We start from the raw sequence: 22,370 nt of genomic DNA on the forward strand, positions 1-22,370 counted from the left end.
TGCTGTGCCAATTTATCATCTGCTGTATTTTATACTTCATTAATTGTGTTTGGAATAATTGGCCTTAGTACCACCACAATTTGCGTAGCTCGCGGATGCAGAAAGCACTAAAAAGAAGCAAGATTACCAATAACCTTTCGAGCCGGTACCGTTCGTTGGCCCGGAAGAAGTATGTGTTTTAATACCGCTCCAGTTTTGGGTAAGCTTCGTGCCAGGCATTCCAGCCACCATTAAGCGAATAAACATGTTTGTAGCCGAGTGTCATCAGCGATTTTGTTGCCAGCGCCGATCGGCTGCCACTGCGGCAATACAAAATTATAATATCTGATTTTTGGGGTACTGCATGACGAAAGCCTTCCCAAACCGCTTCTTTCTCAATGTGCGATTCCAACACACCACGCTGTACCAAATAAGCTCCGGGAATATGACCAGCCTGGTATTCATCTTTTGTGCGCACATCAATTAAAATATAACCGGGCTTACGACTTTTCAGTCCTTCCTCATATTTTTCATGAAATCCTTCCGTATCCACCTCATCTATTTCCTGTTTTACAGCAGCAACCAATTCTTTATAACCGTTATAAACCTTGGTTTCCTGAGCCGAAAGCACAGTAAGCATCGCCATCATCAGTAAGATGACAACTCCAAATTTCTTCATCATATCAAAGCTATTAACACATTCCTCAATGCAAACCATCACCACTTGCTATCCAACGCCAAAATGGTTGGTTCAAAAACAATTTCGGAGATTGTAGGTATAAAGAATTTCTGCCTTATTTTAAGTTTCGAATCCTTAATTCTGTTTTGTTTTGATTTTTTAATAGTGCCACCAATTCATCGGTATTTGTCTCTCCGAAATGATACGGATAAAGCACTTTGGGCTGAAACATTTTGGTAGCATCGGCCACCATTTTCGGTGTCATGGTATAAGGCAGGTTCATGGGCAGAAAAGCCACATCAATGTCTTTCAACGCTGCCATTTCCGGAATATTTTCGGTATCGCCGGCAACGTAAACTTTTTTATCGCCAAAATGAAGCACGTAACCATTTCCCACGCCTTTGGGATGGAAAGGTTGCCCCGCTTCGCGTTCATGTTTAATATTATAAGCAGGTACGGCATCAACTTTAATACCTGCAAAAATTCCCGATTCGCCATTACTAATCACATTGGTTCCGGTGTATTTTTCGTTGCATTTTTTTGTGAGCACCACCAGAGTTCCCTCTTTCTTAACAGCATCAATTGCTTTGGCATCCAAATGGTCGCCATGCTCGTGTGTTATCAGAACTATGTCGGCTTCTGGCATTGTTTCATAATCGGCATACCACGACACCGGATCGATATGAATTACTTTTCCGTTAAAATGCATCATCAGTGTTCCGTGAGCAATAAATGTAATTTCCAAATCGCCTTCTGAAGTAGCAAAAATATCCTTTTCAAATTGCTGCGCCTGCGCAGAAACAGCAAATAAAAACAGTGCCAGTAACGTAAGTATATTCTTCATAACCTTTGCTTTAAAATTTATCGTAAGATAGGTATAAAATCATTTTTTTGCATCTACTTTAATAAAAAACAGAACATATGTGTATGTTTCCAGCACCATTAAATTTGTACTTTCGAAGCAAAATTTAAAACTATCTGATATGAAAAAACTATCGCTATTAATTACTCTTATTGGCCTTGTATTCACCCTTTCGGCCAAAGAATATTCGCTTGAGTCGCCGTCAGGCAAAATTCAAGTGAAAGTAAATATCGACAAAAATGTTTCCTACTCGGTATTGTTAAACGGAACCCCAATTATTGCACCGTCGCAAATTTCGATGGAATTGTACGACGGAACAGTTTGGGGCGTAGATGCCAAAGTGCGCAAAGCAAAAACCAACAGCGTATCGCAGGTGCTTACGCCGGTTGTTCAACGTAAAAGTGCAACGATAAAAGACGAATACAAGGAGTTGACCCTGTCGTTTAAAGGTTATGCGCTGCAATTCAGAGCATACGATGATGGTGCTGCTTACCGCTGGGTGTCGGATAAAGATGGCGAATACAAAGTGAAAAGCGAGCTGGCTTCTTTCGTTTTTCCGGCCGATAACAAGCTTTGGTTCCCCGAAGAAGAAAGCATGTACACACACCAGGAACGTGTATACCTGAACGAAACGCTATCGGATATTGGCAGCAATCGTTTTGCCTCGACAGGCTTGCTGGTTGACTGCGGCAACGGTGTTAAAACCTACATTTCGGAATCGAACCTGATGGATTATCCGGGAATGTTTTTGCGTGGTTGCAACGATAATCAATATGCATTGATTGGGAAATACCCGGGTGTTGTACTGGAAACCGAGCAGTTGAGCGACCGCGATGTAAAACCTACAAAATATGCCGATTACATTGCCGAATGTAACGGACCACGCGATTTTCCGTGGCGTGCTATGGTAGTTGCCGAAAACGATGGTCAGTTGATTGAAACCGAAATGATTTATAAACTGGCGCCCGAGTGCAAACTCGAAAATACCAACTGGATTAAACCCGGAAAAGTAGCCTGGGACTGGTGGAACGCCAACAACATTTACGGTGTTGATTTTGTGGCCGGCGTAAATAACCCGACCTATAAATACTACATCGATTTTGCATCGGAATACGGATTGGAGTACATTATTCTTGACGAAGGCTGGTACGTACTTTCTGATATTATGAAGCAGGAAAAAGACATTGATGTAAAAGAACTGGTTGACTACGGAAAAGAAAAAAATGTTGACATTATTCTTTGGGTTACCTGGAAAGCGCTCGACGACAAACTGCAGGAAGCACTCGATCAGTTTGAAGCATGGGGAGTAAAAGGGATTAAAATTGACTTTATGCAGCGCGACGATCAGTGGATGGTAAATTTCTACGAAAAAATTGCCCGCGAATGTGCGGCACGTAAAATGCTGGTCGATTTTCATGGCGCGTACAAACCTTGTGGCCTCGATCGTGCTTACCCCAACGTAATTTCGTACGAAGGCGTAAGAGGAATGGAAAACAACAAGTGGAGCCAACTACCTGATCCGGAGCACACTGTAACCCTGCCGTTTATCCGAATGGTAGCCGGTGCAATGGACTTTACTCCGGGAGCCATGAAAAATGCCAACAAAACCAATTTCCGCGATGTGTTTACCGAGCCCATGAGCGCCGGAACACGCTGCCACCAATTGGGCATATACGCGATATTTGAAAGCCCGCTGCAAATGCTGTCAGATAATCCGTCGAACTATTACCGCGAGCCGGAATGTATGGAATTCCTTGCGGCAGTTCCATCGGTTTGGGACGAGACTAAAGTGTTGGAAGCAAAAGTTAGCGACTACATTGCCGTTGCACGCCGCTCGGGCGACAAATGGTTTGTGGGTGCTTTAACCGACTGGGATCCGCGTGAGATGGAATTAAAACTCGATTTCCTTGGCGAAGGAACCTACACCATGAAAGTTTGGAAAGACGGCCTGAATGCCGATAAACATGCTGCCGACTTTGCTCAGGAAACGCTTGAAGTAACTGCAGGATCAACTGTAAAAGTTAAAATGGCTCCTGGTGGTGGCTGGGCTGCTATTATTGAGAAGAAATAGATACGTGTTCAAAAGAAAGGATCCGATCCTTATTATTCTGAATAGATACGGATCGGATCCTTTTTTTCGAATTACATAAGGATGGAATCTTTTTACAGGGATGGGCGGTTTTTAACCGCCTTTTTTCGTGCGGATGCAAACCGCAGATCCAATTTATTGAAGCATGAATTTTACAGTAAAAACAAGTGTTTCGCTTTTAAATTCCGGAATATTCAGTTTTGGAAGTTGAAGAAGTACCCTTTTGGCTTCACGATCGAATCTTCCCTGAACACCCAATACATTTGTATCAGCCGGTTCTTCTGCTTTGTATCCAACCACCACCACCTCATCAACAGGCACGGCTCCTTCTACAACCTTATCATCAACCGATACAATACTTCCGCTTTTATTCACCTTTACATAGAGTTTGCTTACGCCTGTGGCATTTGCGTCGCGTAATTCTGATGGATATTTAATCTTCTTCGCAATAAATTTACGCATGTCCATATCCGAAGTTATATCGGACAATTTTGTTCTAATAAGTATCACACCATCTTTCCCTTCTTCGCCATAACTTTCAATAGCTGACTCATCTTTCAGAACAGTGATTGATTCAATGTCATTCGAATCAATATCACCCATATCTCCGGTAAATTTTTCACCATCGAGAAATATCAGCGGCGACTTTCCATTAAAATCAGCTGAACCCTTTAGTTTAATCGATATAGCGCCGTTTTTCGCTATTGGTCCAAATCGCTTGGTAGCACTTTCGTCCTTCAGCACTTCCATTGATTCTATTGTTTCCGGATCAATATCGTGAATATCGCCATCGTATGGAATACCTTCAACCATTACTACAGCCTCGTCCATTTTGGCTTTGGCTGCGGCTTTTGTGGAGATAACGATTACGCCGTTTTTGCCTTTTTCGCCATATAAAGCAGTAGCCGATTCATCTTTTAAAACCGAGATGGATTCAATCTCTTCTGCAGAAATATGCGCCACATTGCCCATTTCTTTTCCATCAACGAAATATAAAGGAGCCTCGCCGGTGGTGGTTTCAAAGCCCAGCTTTTCAATTTGTACATTCGAAAAGCTTTTGCTGGTTTGTTCTCCTAAACCAATGAGTTTTACGTTTGCCGAATTTTTTGCTGCTGCTTCTTTGGTGGTAACAATTACCACCCCATTTTTACCACCAACCGAACCGTATAAAGCCGTAGCCTGCGCACCTTTTAATACCGAAACGCTCTCAATCTTTTCGGGAGGAATGGAATTAATGTCGGTAACCGGCACCCCATCAACAATATACAGCGGCTCGTTATCCAACGGATCGGAAATAGGCATACTTGCTTTTTCAATTATCACCACTTGTTTTGTCTGCTGGCTGTTTCCGGTTACTTTCGGCTCTTTGGTTTTTTCGCTTCCATCAGCTTTTAACTGCACATTAAGCTCCGATTTTCCATCGATAGCCACTTCTTTTTCAGCATAGCCTATCATTTTAAAAACCAGGGTGCTGTTTTCGTCGGTTTTAATCTCATAATTTCCTGAAAAATCAGAAATAGTCCCAATTTTGGTTCCTTTTACCAACACTGCTACAGCTGGAATTCCTTCATCATCTTCGTTGGTGATCTTGCCGGTAATGGTAAGCTCTTTCTCCGAGTCGCTCTCAGCAAGAACTATCTTCAGTTCCTTTTTGTTGCCATAATAAGCAACGTCATTTTTGTAATAACCGGGTGCCGAAAAGCTTAAAACCAGCGGTTTTTCGATTTCGTTAAACGCAAGTTCAAAGTTGCCTTTTTCATCTGCCACAAATTCTTCCGACGTTTCGTTGTTAAGGATTTTTGCATTCGGGATCGCCTCGCCCAAACCATTTTCGACTGTGCCTTTTACGGTAAAATTCCCGTTGCGAACAAGAACTACAGGCTTGTTTATCATTTTATCAAACTCGGGAACAGTGCCTAGCTCATAGTCGCTGGTTTGAATGCAGTAAACTCCATCTTCTCCCGGATTTTTATCGAACGACATGGCATTGGCAACCACTTTGTCTTCCAGACCGAGTGCTCTTATTATTTCGCCTCCATCAAATCCATTGGAGAAATCAAGTTTCATCAGGTCGGGATGATCGGCAGGAAGCTCAACACCATCAACAACTACTTTTAGTTGTCCGGCATCGTGAAGCACTTCGGTTCGTACTTCTTTGTTCGACAAGCCCATAATTAAAACGGCCAGCAGGGGGAGTACAACCAGCTGTTTGAGCAGGCTGTAACGATTTTCTGTTTTCTTTTTCATCATGATAATACGATTTTTTAATTGTGAGCCGTTAAGCGCAGTTAAAAAGGGAGCCACTCCTTTTTTATGCGCTAATCCTACCATGGCCAATTGATAAGCTTCGGCATTATGATTTTGGGCTACCTGATGATCAGTCAGGTATTCCAGGTTATTTCGCATCGCATCGCGGGTTAACCAGGCAAAGGGGTTAAACCACTGGAAGAGAAACAAAAGCTCGGCAAAAAGGATATCAAGCGTATGACGTTCCCGCACATGCACCATTTCGTGATCGACGATCATTTTCAGATCGGGATTCTTCAATGTTTTCTCCGACAGCACAATTCGCGAAAAGAAAGAAAACGGATGCACATCTTTTCCGGTCAGGTTAACTTGTGCGCCAAACAATTCTTGCAGGCGGCTAAAACGGATAATTTTTATGGCTTTGAGGTGCCCGATGAGCAGATTCAGGAGAAATACAATTATTCCGAGTGCGTAAATCGCCAACAGGTAATGATACCATTCGAAGGTAAATTGCGGTTCGCCAGCTAATGCAGCTTCGGGGAGAAAAGCAAAACTTTCGGAAGCAGCCACCGGAATCGGCTGTATGTAATTTACTTTAGTGAAGGTAATCAGCGGAATAAGGAAACTAACCAGAAACGACACCGGCAAATAAATGCGGTTAAACAGAAACTGTTTCTGGTGCTGGAAAAGTGCCAGGTAAGCCAGAAAAAAGGCACCAAGCGCCAAAGCGGCTTTTCCGATGTAGAGGATAAAATCTTCCATTACTTTTTATTTTTAATGAGCTTAACCAGTTCGTCGATTTCTTCGTCCGACAGGTTTTTCTCTTTTACAAAAAAAGCCACGGCACTTTTATACGAGTTATCGAAATAGTCGCTTACCACCTGGTTCATAAACGAGCGGCGGTACTCTTCTTTCGAAATGAGCGGGAAATACTGGTAAGTGTTGCCGTATTGTTTAAAGCCGATCACACCTTTGTCCTGTAACAGGCGCACCAACGACGAGATGGTGTTGTAATGCGGTTTCGGATCGGGATACAATTCAACAATATCTTTTACAAATGCTTTTTCCAGTTTCCAGAGGATCTTCATCAACTCCTCTTCCTTTTTTGTTAGTTTTTTCATTTTTCCTTCTTTTCAGGTTTATTGTCATTTCGAGCAAGAAACGAACGAGAAATCTTTTTCCAAAGCAATGAGATTTCTCCTCCTCAGTCGTCGAAATGACATTTTGCTCAACATGGAAACAAACATACAACTGTTTTTTCAGTTTTCCAACTGCTTTTTCAGTTGCCAAATGCGTTTTTATCTGAAAAAGATACATTTAGCACCTCAACACCCTTGTTTTAGTACGTTTTCTTGAAATAAAAAAAATGCCATTCTTTTAAAAAGAACGGCATCTTGTAGTATTGTCTTTGCTAATTAGCGTTAAAATTCTCCTCCTCCCATATCCATTCCGCCATCGCCGCCACCTTCGCCACGACGTTCTTCTTTAAAGTTGTTAATCTTGTAGCTCAACGTAAGCATTACTACACGTGGTTCGCGTTCAAAACGAAACCAGCTATTAAAGTCGTCGCCATAGCTTGTACGTTCAAAACGCCCCGTTCCCAAAGGATCGCGAACGCTAACCGTAGCCGAAAGTTTTTTATTCATAAACTCCTGACGGTACGAAACATTGGTGAAGAACATGGCTCCGCTTTCGCCCTGCGCCGATACTGATTTACCGCGGTAAAATGCATTTACCTGAAGCCTCGAATTTTCAGCAAATTTAAACGTGGTATTCATTCGCCCTCCCCAGTTGGTGCTTTGCCTGTCGATGGATTCGCCATTCAACTCGCCGGTAATTTTATAATCGTAAACATTCACACTGGCATTAACAGTCAACCACTTTTTGTAACTCAGGTTTCCGGTTACTTCAAGGCCGGTGCTGTAGTCTTTATCAAAATTGTCGGTGTATAGGTAAAAAATGCCATCTTCGCCCAGTTCCTGTGTGCGGTCGATTTTATTGTTGGTTACCCTGCGAAACACATCGACCGAAACAAACGAACGTGTTTCCCCGAAACGTTTCATAAAACCCAGTTCGTAAGAGTTGGTGTATTCCGGCTCCAAATCGGGATTTCCGTAACGAATGGTGTAACGGTTGTAGTAGTTCGGTGTTGGGTCGAGATCGCGGCCACCTGGTCGGTTTATCCTTCGGCTGTAACTTGCGGTAACATCGGCAGTTTGTGCCAGCGGATACGAAAAGTGCGCTGTTGGGAACAGGTCGAACCGATTTAGCGACGAAACATTTTCGGCACTTGTATTCTTAATTTCGCGAATGGTCAGCTCTCCGCGCAACCCGGCCATGTATGCCAGTTTGCCCACCTTGTTGCTGTAGGTAGAATAGGCAGCATGTATATCGCGCTGAAAATCGGTAGCACTCGAATAATTTTCGTTTATGATCCAGGTGTCGGTTGCCTGATCGTAATCGCGAAATTCAAGCGTTTCCATTTCACTTTCCAGGCGCCCCTGGTAACCGGCCTCAAAACGGCCATCTTCGCTAAACGGATAGGTATAATCCAATTTTAAACGAATGTCTTGCTCATCTTCGGTTTCAAATGTCGAAACATTCGACAAATACTCGTTGGTAGGATTAAAATTGCCGTCGGCGAGCAATTCACCTTCAATTTCGTTGTCGGTTCCGGTCTCATCCGAGTAAAAGGCGGTGGCTTCAATACGGTGTCCCTTATCATCGAATTTATGCTGAAAATTCATATTCAGTGTGTAAAAGTCGTTATTACGTTCCGAGGTTTCTTCGCTGATTGACAAGATTTGTTCTGATGCCGGAATTGTGAAGTTTTCCGTTCGGCCACCCCCTTCGTTTCCACGTTCTGATGTTCCGGTTTCTCCTGAAAGAGTTAAGGTAGTGTTAGTGCCCAGGAAAAAATCTGCACCTCCCTTAAAACGGTGTCCTCCCCGAATCCACTTCCGATCGCCAGCCATATTCAGATATTCGGTGGTATCGCTGTAATACGTTTCGCGTTCCGAGGCCATTTTTCCGTGATTGATCTCATCGCGCCAGTCGGCTCCAAAAAACAGGTTCAGTTTTTCAAAGCGGTAATTCAGCATTAAATCGACAAGGTATTTATCGCCCGTTCCAACACTGGCGTTTACAATACCGTTCAGTCCGTTCATCGAGTTCTTTTTCATTACCAGGTTAATGATACCGGCTGCCCCATCGGGTTCGTATTTTGCCGATGGATTGGTAATGATCTCGATATTCTCGATTGCGGAAGAAGGAATCTGGCGCAACGCATCGCTACCACTCAAAACACTCGGGCGGCCATCTATTAATACGGTAAAATTTCCCGATCCGCGTAACGAAACATTTCCTTCAATATCAACCTGAACGGAAGGAGTATTCTCCAGAACATCGACGGCAGTACCGCCAATGGCACTGATAACCTGGCTAACATTAACCACCTTTTTGTCGAGTTTATATTCTACTGCAGCTTTATCGGCAACCACGTTAACCTCGCCAATGGCAACGGTTGAAGGAGCCAGATTGATCTCGCCCAAATCATGTACACGGTTGGTACGATCCAGCTTAATATCCACTACATTTCCCTCATCGAAACCTATAAAATTGGCCACAAGGTAATAATTGCCATAATCTAAATTTGTTATTTCGAATACGCCTTTTTCGTTGGTAATACCTCCGGTTACGAGGGTTGAATCGGCCTCTTTATAAACGGCTATATTGGCAAATTCCATGGGAGTCTCTGTATCCTTTTCCACGATCGTACCAACGATCTTCCCCTTACCATCATCGTTTGGGTCGTTCTCTATTACAGGATTTTTAAGTAAGGCATAAGAATTTACCCCTATAAATAAAAGGGCAATTAAAATTACGTTCTTCAAGTACTTCATTGCTGTTTAAATTGTTTCCTTTTTTCTGTTTATTATATTAAGACCGTTATTTCCTTATTAAGTTTAACCCAAGCGTGTTAATTAGTTGTTAACGTATTTCAGCACTGCTGCCGGCTTTAAAAAGTGTGGTTTCTCAGTAGTTGGTGTGGTTTCGGAATCGGCCCATTTCTAAAAAAACAACGACGTCCATTTGGGTAGGCGCTAAAAAAAATGCCACCCTCCCGGATGGCATTCTACCAAAACTTAAAATCTATGGAAAAAGTGCCTTCTGCTGCTTAATCCATAAGGATTGCAAAAATAATGCGAATGGAATCACCACAAATTAAGACAACAAATTGATGGTTAATTTTAATATATTTTAAGATTTAGTTTAACATTCAAGATATATAAGGTTCAAATTTCAAGCTGCATTTTGCAACATATACTTTGTTATACTTATTCGTTCGTTTAACTTTGCTATTCATCAAGTCTTAAAAAAACTACTTATCATGAACGAACAAATAAACAAACCACAAGTACCACCGCCTAATTATTTGGTATTTGCCATTCTTGCCACCTTGTTTTGTGGAAAAATTTTTGGAATTGTAGCCATTGTTTTTGCCGCGCAGGTAAATTCGCACTGGAATGCCGGAAATTACGAAGCAGCCAAATCAGCAAGCAGAAATGCAAAAATATGGGCCTGGGTATCGTTTGCTGCCGGACTTGCCTGGATAATACTTTTTGCAATGCTATCAGTATTTGGCGTACTTGCAGGAATAATGCAGGGAGCTTTTAATTAATAATAGATGAAACAAACCATCAATAGCATACTGCTACTCGTAATTATTGGGGTAGCAGTTCTTTTTTTTGTAGTCGACCCGGCCCAACACGAAATATTCCCGCAGTGCCTGTTTCACTCGCTAACCGGGGGTTATTGCCCGGGATGCGGCTCGCAACGCGCCTTACACAGTTTATTGCACTTCGATTTTGCCGGTGTGGTGGGGTATAACTTTTTGTTTCTTCCGGCAGCGCTTTTTATTTTGTACCACTACCTGTATCCTTTGCTGAATAAAGCTTTCGGGTGGAAACTTCCGAACCTGTTCTACAAAAAACAAACGCCCCTGATTGTTTTAGCCATAGTAATTGTGTTTTGGATTGCGCGAAATCTGCCGTGGTATCCGTTTAATGTGCTTGCACCTGTAGGCTAGGAACAAAAAAACGGATGCGAAAACGCACCCGTTTTGTATATTCAATTTGGTTAGGATCACTTCACGAATGAAGCTTCATTTAAAAAATCGAAACATTTTTCAACACCTTCAAACTGAGTCATACTTCCGTCCCTGATTCCTTCCAGTTCCACATAGAAACCTTCCAAACCATTTTCGTACGCTTTGTTAAAGATGTTTTTAAAGTTCATCATTCCCGACTGGCCAAGAACCGAGCGGTCTTTTATATGCAGCACAGGGAATCTGCCTGCATACTTCTCGAAGTATTCCAACGGATCGTTAGCTCCCATCACCGTCCAGTAAACATCCATTTCGAAGAATACCAGATCAGGATCGGTACCATTCAGGAACAAGTCGTAAATTACGTCGCCAACCGGCATCCACGGATTACGTTGTTTATCCTTGTCTTCCGGTTTTACGATTCGGCCGAATTCCATATGATGGTTATGGTAGCCAAATTTAATACCTGCTGACTTTGCAATCTCGCCAGCCTGGTTAAACGATTCGCAAACCACTTTTACGGCATCATGTGTTGGCACATTTGGCATCATTGGCTGAACCAACGTTTTCACGCCAAACTTTACATGGTCTTCAACGGTTTTTTTCCAGAAATCAGCAAGCTCACCCAGTTTATCTTTTGTAATATCACGGGTAGGAGGATTTACGTGCGATCCTGTAATTTTCAATCCTGCATCATCGGCGAGTTTGCGGTACTCTTCAACCGAATACTCACCCATTTTGCGATTGCCGTAACCGGCCAGCTCAATGGTGCTGTAACCGATATCTTTTATTTTCTTTAAGCCATTCGGAACATCAGCATTCAATTCACGCATTACCGAGTAAATTTGCAAACCAATTTCCTTTTTGCCCCTTCCAACCATAGCCGCAGCACTGGCAGGCTTAATGGAACCTGCTACCATACCTCCGGCGGTAAGCAGACCCATTTTTTTCAAAAATTCTCTTTTATCCATAAGGTTTAATTGTTGGTTGATTTATAGTTTATACGAACCACGGTATTCGTAATCATACAAACGGTGGTTCCATGCTTCCTTATCGGTTCCGAAGCTGTGTGTTGCAGGATTCCATTTTACCGAACGCTGTAATTCGGTAGCCATGTTTCCTAAACAACAAGTGATAGCTGTACTTGCACCAACTTCAACCGGAGCAATTGGCTTTTGACGAGAACGAACACAGCTGATAAAATCTTCCATGTGTGGAGAACTGATCTCGAAGCTGCCACCGCCTTTTGCCTGTGCTTTCTGCATTTCTTCGAACATTTTTCTGCGCTCTTCCGGAGTCAGGTTTCTCGGACGATTTCCTCTTAATTCATCAGGTACTAATTCTGATTTTGAACAAGCCAGGTATCCGCGAGCTACTTCAATCCAACCATCGTCGCCGATGAATTTAATTCCCTGTGCAGCAGGCATGTCTTCTAAATAAGGTTGCTCTGTCATTACCACACCATTCAGGTATTTGAAAGTCAGGTAGTCGGCACCATCAACTCCTTTAGGAATAATTTCAGCAGGGCCTGAACCATCCATACCAATAGCAGCCTGTGCAATATCGAACATGTGCGCGCCCCAGTCGGCAGTAAATCCGTTACCGGTTTCGCGGTACCAACGCCATGCACCCCATAATTTTTCTCTTTCCGCCGGATCGAGCGAAATAGGAGGACAAAGATCAGGGTGGTAATGTATTTTAGGATCATTCAATGGTCCCATCCAAAGGTTGAAATTCAGGTTACCGGGAACTTTCATTTCAGGTAAATCAAGTGGTGCAGGCGGATCGCCCACCTTAGCATATACTTTGTCGATATGACCGATAGCGCCACTTTGAACCAATGCGATTGCTTTTTGGAATTCAGCACTTGAACGCTGCTGGCTTCCTACCTGAACAATACGTTTTGTATCGTTTGCCACGCGAACCATTTTTTCGGCTTCGGCAATGGTAAAAGAAAGTGGTTTTTGAACATACACGTCTTTACCGGCCTGACAAGCATGAATAGTCATTAAAGCATGCCAGTGGTCGGGCGTACAAACTTCTACTGCATCAATGTCTTTACGCTCAAGTAGCTCTTCGTATTGCTCATACTTGTCAACGCGTGGAGATAAGCCAAGACCTTTTTGCCATTCTTCAACGGTACGTTTAAAACGCTCTGTTTTCATGCTGTCAACATCGCAACCTGCAACTACTTCTACTCCGGGAACTGCCGAGAAACTGCGGAAGTCGTTCATGCCTTGCTGTCCGAGGCCAATAAAACCCATTGTAACTCTGTCGCTTGGAGCGATTTTAACACCGTTGATTGTCCAACTCGGAAGGATGGTCAAACTGGATAAACCCAGTGCTGAAAGACCCAGGAATTTCCTTCGGTCTAATTGATTTGATTTCTTCGAATCCATAGGTTTAGATTTTTATTAGTGATCAAATGTTTTTCGAAATTCGACACAAGATAATTGAATTTGTCAAAAGGACGCAATGAAAAATTAAAAAATGTATTCGCCCTGATAATGTTAATTCTATTTAGATGCCTTAAAAGAAAACAAATTTCCCTGAAGTGGCTTTTTAAGTTCCTCAATATCTGAATAATGAATAAGTACAACGTCTTTACTCCCGGCAATCATAGCTGATAAATTGTGTTTTGGCCCTTCGCGAAAAAGACATAGCACCGGTTTTCCCATTTCCACTGCCCGGCCAATTTCGTAACCAACTCCCATCGAAACGGCAGTTACTTCAGCCACAATTACATCGGAGCTTTGCAGCCATTTCAAATCGCGATCGTGAATAAACTGATCGTTTGGCCCATCGTCGCCGGCACTGGTTAATGCCGGATCGCCAACATGCTCAGTCAGCACTTCGCCAAACGATTTCAGGTATTGAATGATTTGTTCGTACAGGGCGGCATCTTGTCTGCCTCCACGTATAGAACCGGCAAAATAAATCTTCATTAATATTTAGGCTTTTGTTTTGTTTAGCAAATCGGTGGTTGACTTTTGTTCTCCCTGTTCAAATACAACACGCGTTCGCGGTAAACTTTCGGGGTAATTCTTCTGAATAAATTCAATCATTTTCTCGCGGATAAAAACCCGCAAATCCCATGCAGTTGGCGAGTCTTTGGCACTTACCAAAGCTCGTATTTCAACACCATATTCTTTGGCATCGGTAACCTGCAACACATTCACCCGTTTATCCCACAGCGGAGTGCTTTCAAGCAGGCGGGTTAGCTCTTTGCGCAACGCATCGAACGACACATGGTAATCGGTATATAAAAACACGGTTCCCAAAATCTCAGCAGAGGTTCGTGTCCAGTTCTGAAATGGTTTTTCGAAAAAATACGTGGATGGAACCACCAAACGGCGCTGATCCCAGATTTTTACCACCACATAGGTAAGTGTAATTTCTTCAATTCGTCCCCATTCATTTTCAATAACAACCACATCGTCGATACGAATGGGCTGGGTAATGGCAATTTGCAACCCGGCCAAAACGGTTGCAATAAGTTTTTGTGCTGCAAAACCAATAATAATACCGGCAACACCTGCCGATGCAAAAAGACTGATTCCCAGCTGCCTCACTTCTTCGAACAACATTAACGAGGCTCCAATTGCGATTAAAACAATCAGGAAATAAATAATACTTTCCATGATATTGAATTGCGTAAGAAACTTGCGCTGGCGTAAATTATCTTCTTTTGAAGTGTCGAATTTGGAAAGGATAACCTTTTTAAAGGCACGCAAAATGGCCATCAAACTCCATGCAATACTTACGATGAGCAAAATGGAACCTGCTTTTTTAAAAAAGTTATAATAATCGGGTGAAACCAGTTCGCGCTTTTCGACAAAAACCAGAAAATATACCGCTATAAGCAGCAATAAAAACGGGATAATAAATTTGATGATTTTCTTCATATAAAAAGTGTAGTTTATTTTGGTTGTTCAACAGTACTTTTAATGTGTATATCGTGCTGCGGGAAAGGAATTTGCACGCCATTTTTCCGAAACTCATCATCGATGGCGTAACGCAACTCGCTCTTTGTATTTTCAACGTAAAACGATTCGCGCACCCAAAAGAAAACCTGAAATTCGAGTGCCGAATCGCCAAAATTATTAAACCTGACAAAAGGTTTTGGCGAATGCGAAACATTGTTGTTTTTTGCAGCACAATCGAGCAGAATCTGAGTTACCAGCCTGGTGTCGGATCCGTAAGCCACACCCACATCAACCGAAAAGCGGGTGTTGTAATCCATGTGGCTCCAGTTGATAATTTTATCGTTTACAAAATTAGAATTAGGCACAACCTGAATAATATCGTCGCGGGTTTTTAATCGCGATGTGCGTAACCCGATATGTATTACCCGCCCCACGGTTCCGTCTTGCAGCTGAATAACATCGTTAATCTGCAGGTTGCGTTCTACCAGCAATACAATCCCCGAGGCGATATCGCTGAACAGCTGCTGAATACCAAAACCAACACCCACCAAAAGGGCCGTAATACTGGCCAGTAAAACCGACACTCTAAATCCCGACGACTCTAAAAGAAAAACGATAATAATCACCCATACGATATACCTCAATATCAGGTAAATCGACCAATACGAGCGCCGTTCGGCTTCTTGCTTATTTATGAAACGCTTGAAAAAACGCCGGACTATTTTTAGCGCAATTAAGGTAATCAGAACTACAATTAGTATCAGAAAGATGTTGTAAACTGTAATTGTAAAATCTCCTTTGCTGTATAGTTCAGTATTTAAAATCTCTTTAAATGTCATAACTCTTTATCAAACAATTGGAGTTAGAAAAGTACTAAAAACCGACAGATTTGAAAAGTTTTAAGGGCGTTAATGATTTCGTTTAATTATTCCAACAACGAATGGGCAGTATGGTTGAAAAAAAAGGAGACCTTTTAAAAAAGACCTCCTTTCTTCCTGTAAGAAACGTATTTCTTAGTTCATTCCAACTACCAGCCCGGGCTTAAAATAAGCGGCATAAGCTGTTTCAGAATGTAATGCTTCTATTGTTTTTGCAATTCCTTTGTCGTCGTTAATCGATGCTCTTATCGATCCTTTTTGGTAATAAAAACGCGAAACAATCTCGCTTTCGAGCAAATCGCTGATTTCCGGTCTGAACGCCGCTAAGTCTTTATCCAAATCCGGTTCAATTTTGGCTGCCAGTGCATCAAACTCCTCTTTCGCCAGCTCGTAATACTTTTCGTATTTTGCCGTCTCCAACAACTCTTTTAAATCGTCTTGCGATGCCGATTCGTAGTTAAAGCCGCTTTGTTCAACAAAATCGGCAAACTGCCGGTAAATGTCATCGGTAATCGAAAATTCTTCCGGCTCCGGAATACTTTCGTTTTCGTTTGAATATTTAGTGGCAAAATCGAAAATTAAAAAACGGGTAACCAGCTCGATACTTAAACTGCTGAGTTTGTCGCCTTCAATTTTCACATCAGGAACAACACCACCGCCATCGTAAACTTTACGGCCTTTTTTTGTTGTAAACTCAGAAATAAGCGAATCAGGAACGTGTCCTACACTACCGTCTTCGTTGCGGTGTGAGTAATCCAGCGCCTGAATACAACGGCCACTCGGAATGTAATATTTAGCGGTAGTAACTTTCAGTTTTGTATTGTAGCTTAAATCGCGCGTGGTTTGTACCAATCCCTTTCCAAATGTGCGTGTACCCACAATAATTCCGCGGTCGAGATCCTGAATAGCCCCTGAAACAATTTCGGATGCCGATGCCGATCCGCTGTTTACCAGAACGGCAATTTTCATTGTGGTGTCCAAAGGTTCAGCCGTTGCTTTATACACTTTGTCCCACTGTTTTACTTTACCGCGGGTGCTAACAATTTCTTCGCCTTTCGGCACAAAGAGGTTTACGATTTTTACAGCTTCAACCAATAAACCGCCCGGATTGCCTCGCAGGTCGAGGATTAGTCCGTCAGGATTATTTTCTTTTAGTTCCAGGAAAGCCTTTTTTACATCTTCGCTACAGTTGGTTGTAAAATTCGATAACCGAATGTAGGCCGTATTCTGATCGATCATTCCGTAATAAGGAACAGCGTCGATACTGATTTTTTGGCGAACAACATCAACGGTAAAAGGCTTTTTCTGGCCGGGTCGCTGTAATTTTATGGTAACAGGTTTGTTGGCCGGCCCTTTTAACAGCGTGCTCACATCCTCGGTGTTCATATCTTTGGTATCTTTCCCCGAAACCTCAAGAATAATGTCGCCCGCTTTTATGCCAAATTTCTGTGCCGGAAATCCCTCGTAAGGTTCGGCAATAATAATGTTGTCGTTTTGTTTGCTGATTAACGCTCCGATACCTGCATATTCGCCGGTGGTCATAAACCGAAAATCTTCCATCTGATCTTCCGAAATATAATTCGTATAAGGATCAAGCGAGGATAACATTTCATCAATACTGGTTTTTACCAGGTCGTTCGGATTCACTTCGTCAACATAAAACATGTTCAACTCGCGAAACAAGGTATGGTAAATATCCAGATTCTTTGCAATTTCAAAATTCTTCTCGTCGCGGGTAAAGCTGAAAAAGCTAATACCAATTACCGCAACTATCGTTATTCCTATTAATAATCTTTTCTTCATAATTCCTTCTTTTCTGAATTCACTTTCAGCACAATTGTACCGAACTGCCAAAAGTAACAAATCTTGCCTGATATCGGTAACGCCAGCCGGTAATCCATTACGTTAATTTATATTAAAACCAACTGTTTATGCTTATGGTAGAACATTTTTAACGCCGAAAAGTTAAAGGTCGTTAAAAAAACGCAGCATTAAACCTTTTTGTAACTACGCCGTCAAAATCTTAAAAATCGGATGTAATTTCCACGAAACCAACAACCCGTGATCGTTTTAAACACGGTGCTTAGTGGTTAATAGATAGATGTTTTGGGAGCCGGTAATTTAATTTGCCGGCTTTTTTCTGATTGAATATTTAAACACTAAGACGCCAAGACACTAAGTTTTTTTGAACTACATAGAAACATAGAACACAATAGATTCGATTTACGCGCTAAGCGCATAGAATTGGCGCTGCTAACTGCCAACTGAGAACTTTCTTCCTACTGCAATCGAATTTCATTTGGGTAACGAGTTTCGGGCTGCAAGTTTCGGGTTTTTCGTCTTTGTGCAACTTTGTGCCTTCATTGTGCAACTTTGCGGTAGAAAATTTTTAAACACGAAGACGCCAAGACGCTAAGTTTTTTTGAACCACTTAGAAACATAGAACACAATAGGTTCGATTTACGCGCTAAGCGCATAGAATTCACGTTGCTAAACTGCCAACTGAGAACTTTCTTCCTACTGCAATCGAATTTCATTTGGGTAACGAGTTTCGGGTTTTTCGTCTTTGTGCAACTTTGTGCCTTCATTGTGCAACTTTGCGGTAGAAAATTTTTAAACACGAAGACGCCAAGACACTAAGTTTTTTTGAACCACTTAGAAACATAGAACACAATAGGTTCGATTTACGCGCTAAGCGCATAGAATTCACGTTGCTAAACTGCCAACAGAGAACTTTCTTCCTACTGCAATCGAATTTCATTTGGATAACGAGTTTCGGGCTGCAAGTTTCGGGTTTTTCGTCTTTGTGCAACTTTGTGTCTTCATTGTGCAACTTTGCGGTAGAAAATTTTTAAACACGAAGACGCCAAGACACTAAGTTTTTTTGAACTACATAGAAACATAGAACACAATAGGTTCGATTTACGCGCTAAGCGCATAGAATTCACGTTGCTAAACTGCCAACTGAGAACTTTCTTCCTACTGCAATCGAAATTCATTTGGGTAACGAGTTTCGGGCTGCGAGTTTCGAGTTTTTCGTCTTTGTGCAACTTTGTGGTAGAAAACTTTTAAACACGAAGACTCAAAGGCACGAAGATTTCTTTGAACCACATAGAGACATAGGACACAGTAGATTCGATTTACTGTAAACTGAAAACTTTCTTCCTACTTCTAAAAAAGTTAATTATCATTCTAAATTCTCTGCGTTCAATTCCTGCTTACCGACAAAATACCCCGGTTTAACGAAATAATCTCCGGTATTCGTATGGTTTCAATAATTTGCATAACAATTATAAACCAGACAATAAGTTATGAAACAGTTTACAGTATTGCTTTCGGCCATCATTTTATCGCTTTTTACTTCTTCGTGTTTATTGCAATCAACCGTTAAAGGAAATGGAAATGTAACCACCGAGGAGCGGAATCTTGAAGATTTTAATGCTTTAGATGTAAGTCGCGGAATGAATGTTTATGTTACCATGGGAAACGATTATAAAGTAGTTGTTGAAGCCGATGAAAACCTGCACAACAGCATTGTTACCGAGCTACACGGTGAGGAACTACAAATAAAAGCCATCGACATCATTCGAAATGCAAGCAGCCTGAAAGTATTTGTTACACTGCCACAACTCGAAGCAGCGAAATCATCATCGGGCAGCAATGTGTATTCTGAAAATGTATTAAAAGTAAACGACATCGATCTTTCGGTTTCGTCGGGTGCCAATTTAACCTTCTCGCTTAATGCCGGTGCGGTAGAAGCGAAAGCCAGTTCGGGATCGAATATTTTTCTCGAAGGAAATGCCAGTTCAATAAACGCCAAAGCCAGTTCGGGATCGAACATTAAAGCCGGAGATTTAAAAGCAAAATCGGCCCGGGCAAATGTTAGCAGCGGTGCCAACATTTGGTTAAGCACCGAAAACGAACTGCAGGCAACTGCCAGCAGCGGTGGCAATGTTTTTTATAACGGCAATCCGCCAAGTATAGAAATAAGCAAATCGTCGGGCGGAAATGTGATAAAAAATTAGCCACAACTGTAACTTTCCATTTTTGGCTACGTCTTTTCAACAGTCTCAATTCAAAAAAAACAAAAAATAAAGCACATGAAATGAGCATATAATATGGATTCACACCAATTGAAATTTAAATTAAATTCAAAATGCGAATTCCATACGATGCTTAATAAGCAAACAATTTAATCGTATGAAAACATTCTCAAAATTTCTATTCCTGGTTATGATTGCTGTTACCAGCTACGGAACAGTACTTGCCGGAAACCGCGACGAAACCCAAACGCGCCAAATCAGTGGTTTTAATGCCATAAAAGTATCAACCGGAATCGACCTTTACCTTACAATGGGCAATGCCGAAGAAGTAAAAGTTGTTGCCGACGATGACCTGATTAACGATCTGATTACCGAAGTGGAAGGCGGAACACTTAAAATTTACATGAAACGCCGCAACTGGTTTAACTGGAGCAGCGGCAACGAAACCAGAAAAGTTTATGTTACCGTAAAAGAGCTGAAAGAGCTTTCGGCCTCATCGGGCTCCGATGTGGGATCGACCAATACGCTGGAAGGCGAATCGCTTGAGGTAAGCTGCAGCAGCGGCTCGGATTTGGAGATTGAAGTTTTTTACAAAAATCTGTCGGTTGATACCAGCAGTGGCAGCGATGCCAGATTACATGGCAAGGTAAAAACACTTCGCGTTGATGCCAGCAGTGGCTCAGATATTAAAGCCGGCAGTCTTGAATCGGTAATTTGCCATGCCAATGCCAGCAGCGGATCAGATATTACCGTGAGTGTTAGCGACGAACTGTATGCCAATGCCAGCAGCGGATCGGACATTAATTACCATGGAAATCCCGCCATCAGAGACATCGATGAATCGAGCGGTGGCGATGTTAGCCAGCGATAATTAGCAGAACGCTGATGACACAGATTTTTCTGATTTTCGCTGAAAACAGGTAACAACAAGTTTGCAATCGAAAAATTAGCAGACATACAAATCAGCAAAAATCAGTTTAATCAGTGTTATCACCGTTCGTTTTTCTAAACATATCAAGGTGGAGACTCCACCTTTTTTTTGCGACCAAAACATTCCGAATCAAATAGAAACCATATTTTTACGTTGTATTTAAACAAAAAGGTAAAATGATTTTCCTGAAGGGAAATGATTATTTGCGTATTCTCCGCCAGCGGCGTGTTAGCGTATAAATAATCGTTATCGTTAAATGAAAAACTTAGCCGTAAAAATAGGATTCGTACTCATTCTGCTTACTGCACTTTGCAAAATTCCGGCAACAGCACAAAGCGGAAATCCGCTGCAATTTTTGTCGGAGGTGAGTCAATCGTCGCAGTCCAATCCGGCATTTCATAATAAAACCGAAAAGCTGGTGATTGGTCTTCCGGTTTTGTCAGGAGCCGCACTTCACTGGAATGCTAATTTTTCGGCCGATTATTTCTTTACCGAAAACTTCGATTATAGCTTCGATAATTTTTACACGTCTCTAGGCAAACCCGGCGATGCTGTAGCTTATGCAACGCTGCCACTTGTTTATTTAAGTCACCGAAACGATAAACGAACCTTAAGTTTTTCCCTTTCGGAACGAGCTCTGGGTTGGGGAAATTTCGATCACGAGTTTCTGAAATTTATCGATCAGGGGCTTCTTCCCTATTATGGGCAGGAAGAAGAATTTGGCCCCTTCTCGTTTAAAACACAAGTTTTCAGAGAACTGGCTTTTTCGTATGCCAAACAAGTTAACAGGAAACTAAGTGTTGGCATACGACCAAAAGTGCTGTTTGGCCGCGCGTTTTACGACATCCAAAACCTAAATGTAATAGTACACACCGATGAAGACAGGAAGGTTCTGCAAGTTATTCCGGAAGGTAGTTATCGAATTTCAGGCCCAATTGATGTGCAGTACGACCCGCTTAAAGGAAAAACAAGTATAAAAACCGATTTTACTGCCGGAGATTACTTTTTTAAGTTCAAAAATATGGGAGCCGGCATCGATTTGGGGTTCACCTACCAGCTAAACAAAGAAACCACCGTTGCGGCGGCAATTACCGATATTGCTTTTACCACCTTAAACTACAAGGCTTATAAAAATACCTTCGTCGGGTCGATAGATTATACGCATCTCTACCAGTCTTCCGACTCTGCTGCCGCTTACTATTTTGAACCCCGGGCAGCTTTAGATGCCCTAACTGATTCGCTGCCCTATAAAACAACATCTGAGGCTTTTGCCCAGCGCCGGTACGAACTGCTTCCGGTAACGCTAAACCTGATGGTAACACACCGGATAAACGATGGAATGACGCTGAATTTTGCCAACAACTTCACTTACTACAACGGAGATGCCAACAACTATTTAGCGGGCTATTTCAATCTGCTTTTAGGAACCCGTTTCGAATTAAGCAGCGGACTGAATCTTTATAACATTAAGCAGGTTATGCCCGGTTTTGCCTGTAGCTACACGGCCAGAGGAGTACAACTTTACCTGGCAACAAATAATATTGCCCGGCTGGTGCAACCATCTAAGGCAAAAAATTTAAATTTGTCGTTTGGTGTGAACTTATTATTTTCCACCGAGCCAAATTAGTT

17 protein-coding genes are annotated in these 22,370 nt (G+C 42.1%); 6 read left to right on the forward strand and 11 right to left on the reverse strand.

What is annotated here, in order from left to right; all coding sequences use genetic code 11:
* Nucleotides 1-178: 178 nt before the first annotated feature.
* Entirely contained in the window at nucleotides 179-661 is a 483-nt protein-coding gene (locus tag BMW53_RS01745; RefSeq protein WP_168136404.1) for a rhodanese-like domain-containing protein, read from the reverse strand.
* A 112-nt stretch (nucleotides 662-773) separates the two neighbouring features.
* Complete coding sequence (locus BMW53_RS01750; protein ID WP_038557696.1) at nucleotides 774-1,502, reverse strand: MBL fold metallo-hydrolase; 729 nt, start codon at nucleotides 1,500-1,502, stop codon at nucleotides 774-776.
* 139 nt (nucleotides 1,503-1,641) lie between these two features.
* Here BMW53_RS01750 and BMW53_RS01755 point away from each other — a divergent pair, with 139 nt between their 5' ends.
* Nucleotides 1,642-3,591 (forward strand): glycoside hydrolase family 97 protein, encoded by a 1,950-nt coding sequence (locus BMW53_RS01755; protein ID WP_038557692.1) that lies wholly within the window; start codon nucleotides 1,642-1,644, stop codon nucleotides 3,589-3,591.
* Nucleotides 3,592-3,744: 153 nt separating this feature from the next.
* Here BMW53_RS01755 and BMW53_RS01760 read toward each other — a convergent pair whose 3' ends face one another.
* From BMW53_RS01760 to BMW53_RS01770, 3 genes are all read right to left on the reverse strand, one after another.
* A complete protein-coding gene (locus BMW53_RS01760; protein ID WP_038557687.1) occupies nucleotides 3,745-6,618 on the reverse strand; it encodes a TonB-dependent receptor plug domain-containing protein in 2,874 nt (957 codons plus the stop codon).
* The gene (locus tag BMW53_RS01765; protein ID WP_038557684.1) at nucleotides 6,618-6,977 is read right to left on the reverse strand and encodes a BlaI/MecI/CopY family transcriptional regulator; all 360 of its coding nucleotides are present in this window, start codon (nucleotides 6,975-6,977) and stop codon (nucleotides 6,618-6,620) included. The genes BMW53_RS01760 and BMW53_RS01765 overlap by 1 nt, the downstream gene beginning before the upstream one ends.
* A gap of 300 nt (nucleotides 6,978-7,277) precedes the next feature.
* Nucleotides 7,278-9,758, reverse strand: coding sequence for a TonB-dependent receptor (locus BMW53_RS01770; RefSeq protein WP_038557681.1), 2,481 nt, complete (start codon nucleotides 9,756-9,758; stop codon nucleotides 7,278-7,280).
* A 488-nt stretch (nucleotides 9,759-10,246) separates the two neighbouring features.
* On the opposite strand from BMW53_RS01770, the gene BMW53_RS01775 reads away from it, so the two are divergent.
* Nucleotides 10,247-10,537 (forward strand): CD225/dispanin family protein, encoded by a 291-nt coding sequence (locus tag BMW53_RS01775; RefSeq protein WP_051567735.1) that lies wholly within the window; start codon nucleotides 10,247-10,249, stop codon nucleotides 10,535-10,537.
* Between the two features lie 6 nt (nucleotides 10,538-10,543).
* Entirely contained in the window at nucleotides 10,544-10,945 is a 402-nt protein-coding gene (locus tag BMW53_RS01780) for a DUF2752 domain-containing protein (protein ID WP_051567734.1), read from the forward strand.
* 56 nt (nucleotides 10,946-11,001) lie between these two features.
* On the opposite strand, the gene BMW53_RS01785 is transcribed toward BMW53_RS01780, so the two are convergent.
* The 6 genes from BMW53_RS01785 to BMW53_RS01810 form a co-directional block, all read right to left on the reverse strand.
* On the reverse strand, nucleotides 11,002-11,934 hold the full coding sequence (locus BMW53_RS01785) for a sugar phosphate isomerase/epimerase family protein (protein WP_038557678.1): 933 nt from the start codon (nucleotides 11,932-11,934) through the stop codon (nucleotides 11,002-11,004).
* A 21-nt stretch (nucleotides 11,935-11,955) separates the two neighbouring features.
* Nucleotides 11,956-13,362: a Gfo/Idh/MocA family protein gene (locus BMW53_RS01790; protein ID WP_038557675.1), complete on the reverse strand. Its 1,407-nt coding sequence runs from the start codon at nucleotides 13,360-13,362 to the stop codon at nucleotides 11,956-11,958.
* Between the two features lie 117 nt (nucleotides 13,363-13,479).
* A complete protein-coding gene (locus BMW53_RS01795; RefSeq protein WP_038557672.1) occupies nucleotides 13,480-13,908 on the reverse strand; it encodes a nucleoside 2-deoxyribosyltransferase in 429 nt (142 codons plus the stop codon).
* Between the two features lie 6 nt (nucleotides 13,909-13,914).
* On the reverse strand, nucleotides 13,915-14,868 hold the full coding sequence (locus BMW53_RS01800) for a mechanosensitive ion channel family protein (protein ID WP_051567733.1): 954 nt from the start codon (nucleotides 14,866-14,868) through the stop codon (nucleotides 13,915-13,917).
* A 14-nt stretch (nucleotides 14,869-14,882) separates the two neighbouring features.
* Nucleotides 14,883-15,728 (reverse strand): mechanosensitive ion channel family protein, encoded by an 846-nt coding sequence (locus BMW53_RS01805; protein ID WP_038557669.1) that lies wholly within the window; start codon nucleotides 15,726-15,728, stop codon nucleotides 14,883-14,885.
* 174 nt (nucleotides 15,729-15,902) lie between these two features.
* Nucleotides 15,903-17,570: a S41 family peptidase gene (locus BMW53_RS01810; RefSeq protein WP_051568159.1), complete on the reverse strand. Its 1,668-nt coding sequence runs from the start codon at nucleotides 17,568-17,570 to the stop codon at nucleotides 15,903-15,905.
* A gap of 1,508 nt (nucleotides 17,571-19,078) precedes the next feature.
* Between BMW53_RS01810 and BMW53_RS01815 the strand changes: the two genes are divergently transcribed.
* The 3 genes from BMW53_RS01815 (at nucleotide 19,079) to BMW53_RS01825 (ending at nucleotide 22,368) form a co-directional block, all read left to right on the forward strand.
* Complete coding sequence (locus BMW53_RS01815) at nucleotides 19,079-19,792, forward strand: head GIN domain-containing protein (protein ID WP_038557666.1); 714 nt, start codon at nucleotides 19,079-19,081, stop codon at nucleotides 19,790-19,792.
* A gap of 175 nt (nucleotides 19,793-19,967) precedes the next feature.
* Complete coding sequence (locus tag BMW53_RS01820) at nucleotides 19,968-20,681, forward strand: head GIN domain-containing protein (protein WP_038557663.1); 714 nt, start codon at nucleotides 19,968-19,970, stop codon at nucleotides 20,679-20,681.
* Between the two features lie 316 nt (nucleotides 20,682-20,997).
* Complete coding sequence (locus BMW53_RS01825; RefSeq protein WP_038557660.1) at nucleotides 20,998-22,368, forward strand: DUF5723 family protein; 1,371 nt, start codon at nucleotides 20,998-21,000, stop codon at nucleotides 22,366-22,368.
* Nucleotides 22,369-22,370: the final 2 nt, after the last annotated feature.

Source organism: Draconibacterium orientale, from assembly GCF_900111425.1.
GTDB classification, from domain to species: domain Bacteria; phylum Bacteroidota; class Bacteroidia; order Bacteroidales; family Prolixibacteraceae; genus Draconibacterium; species Draconibacterium orientale.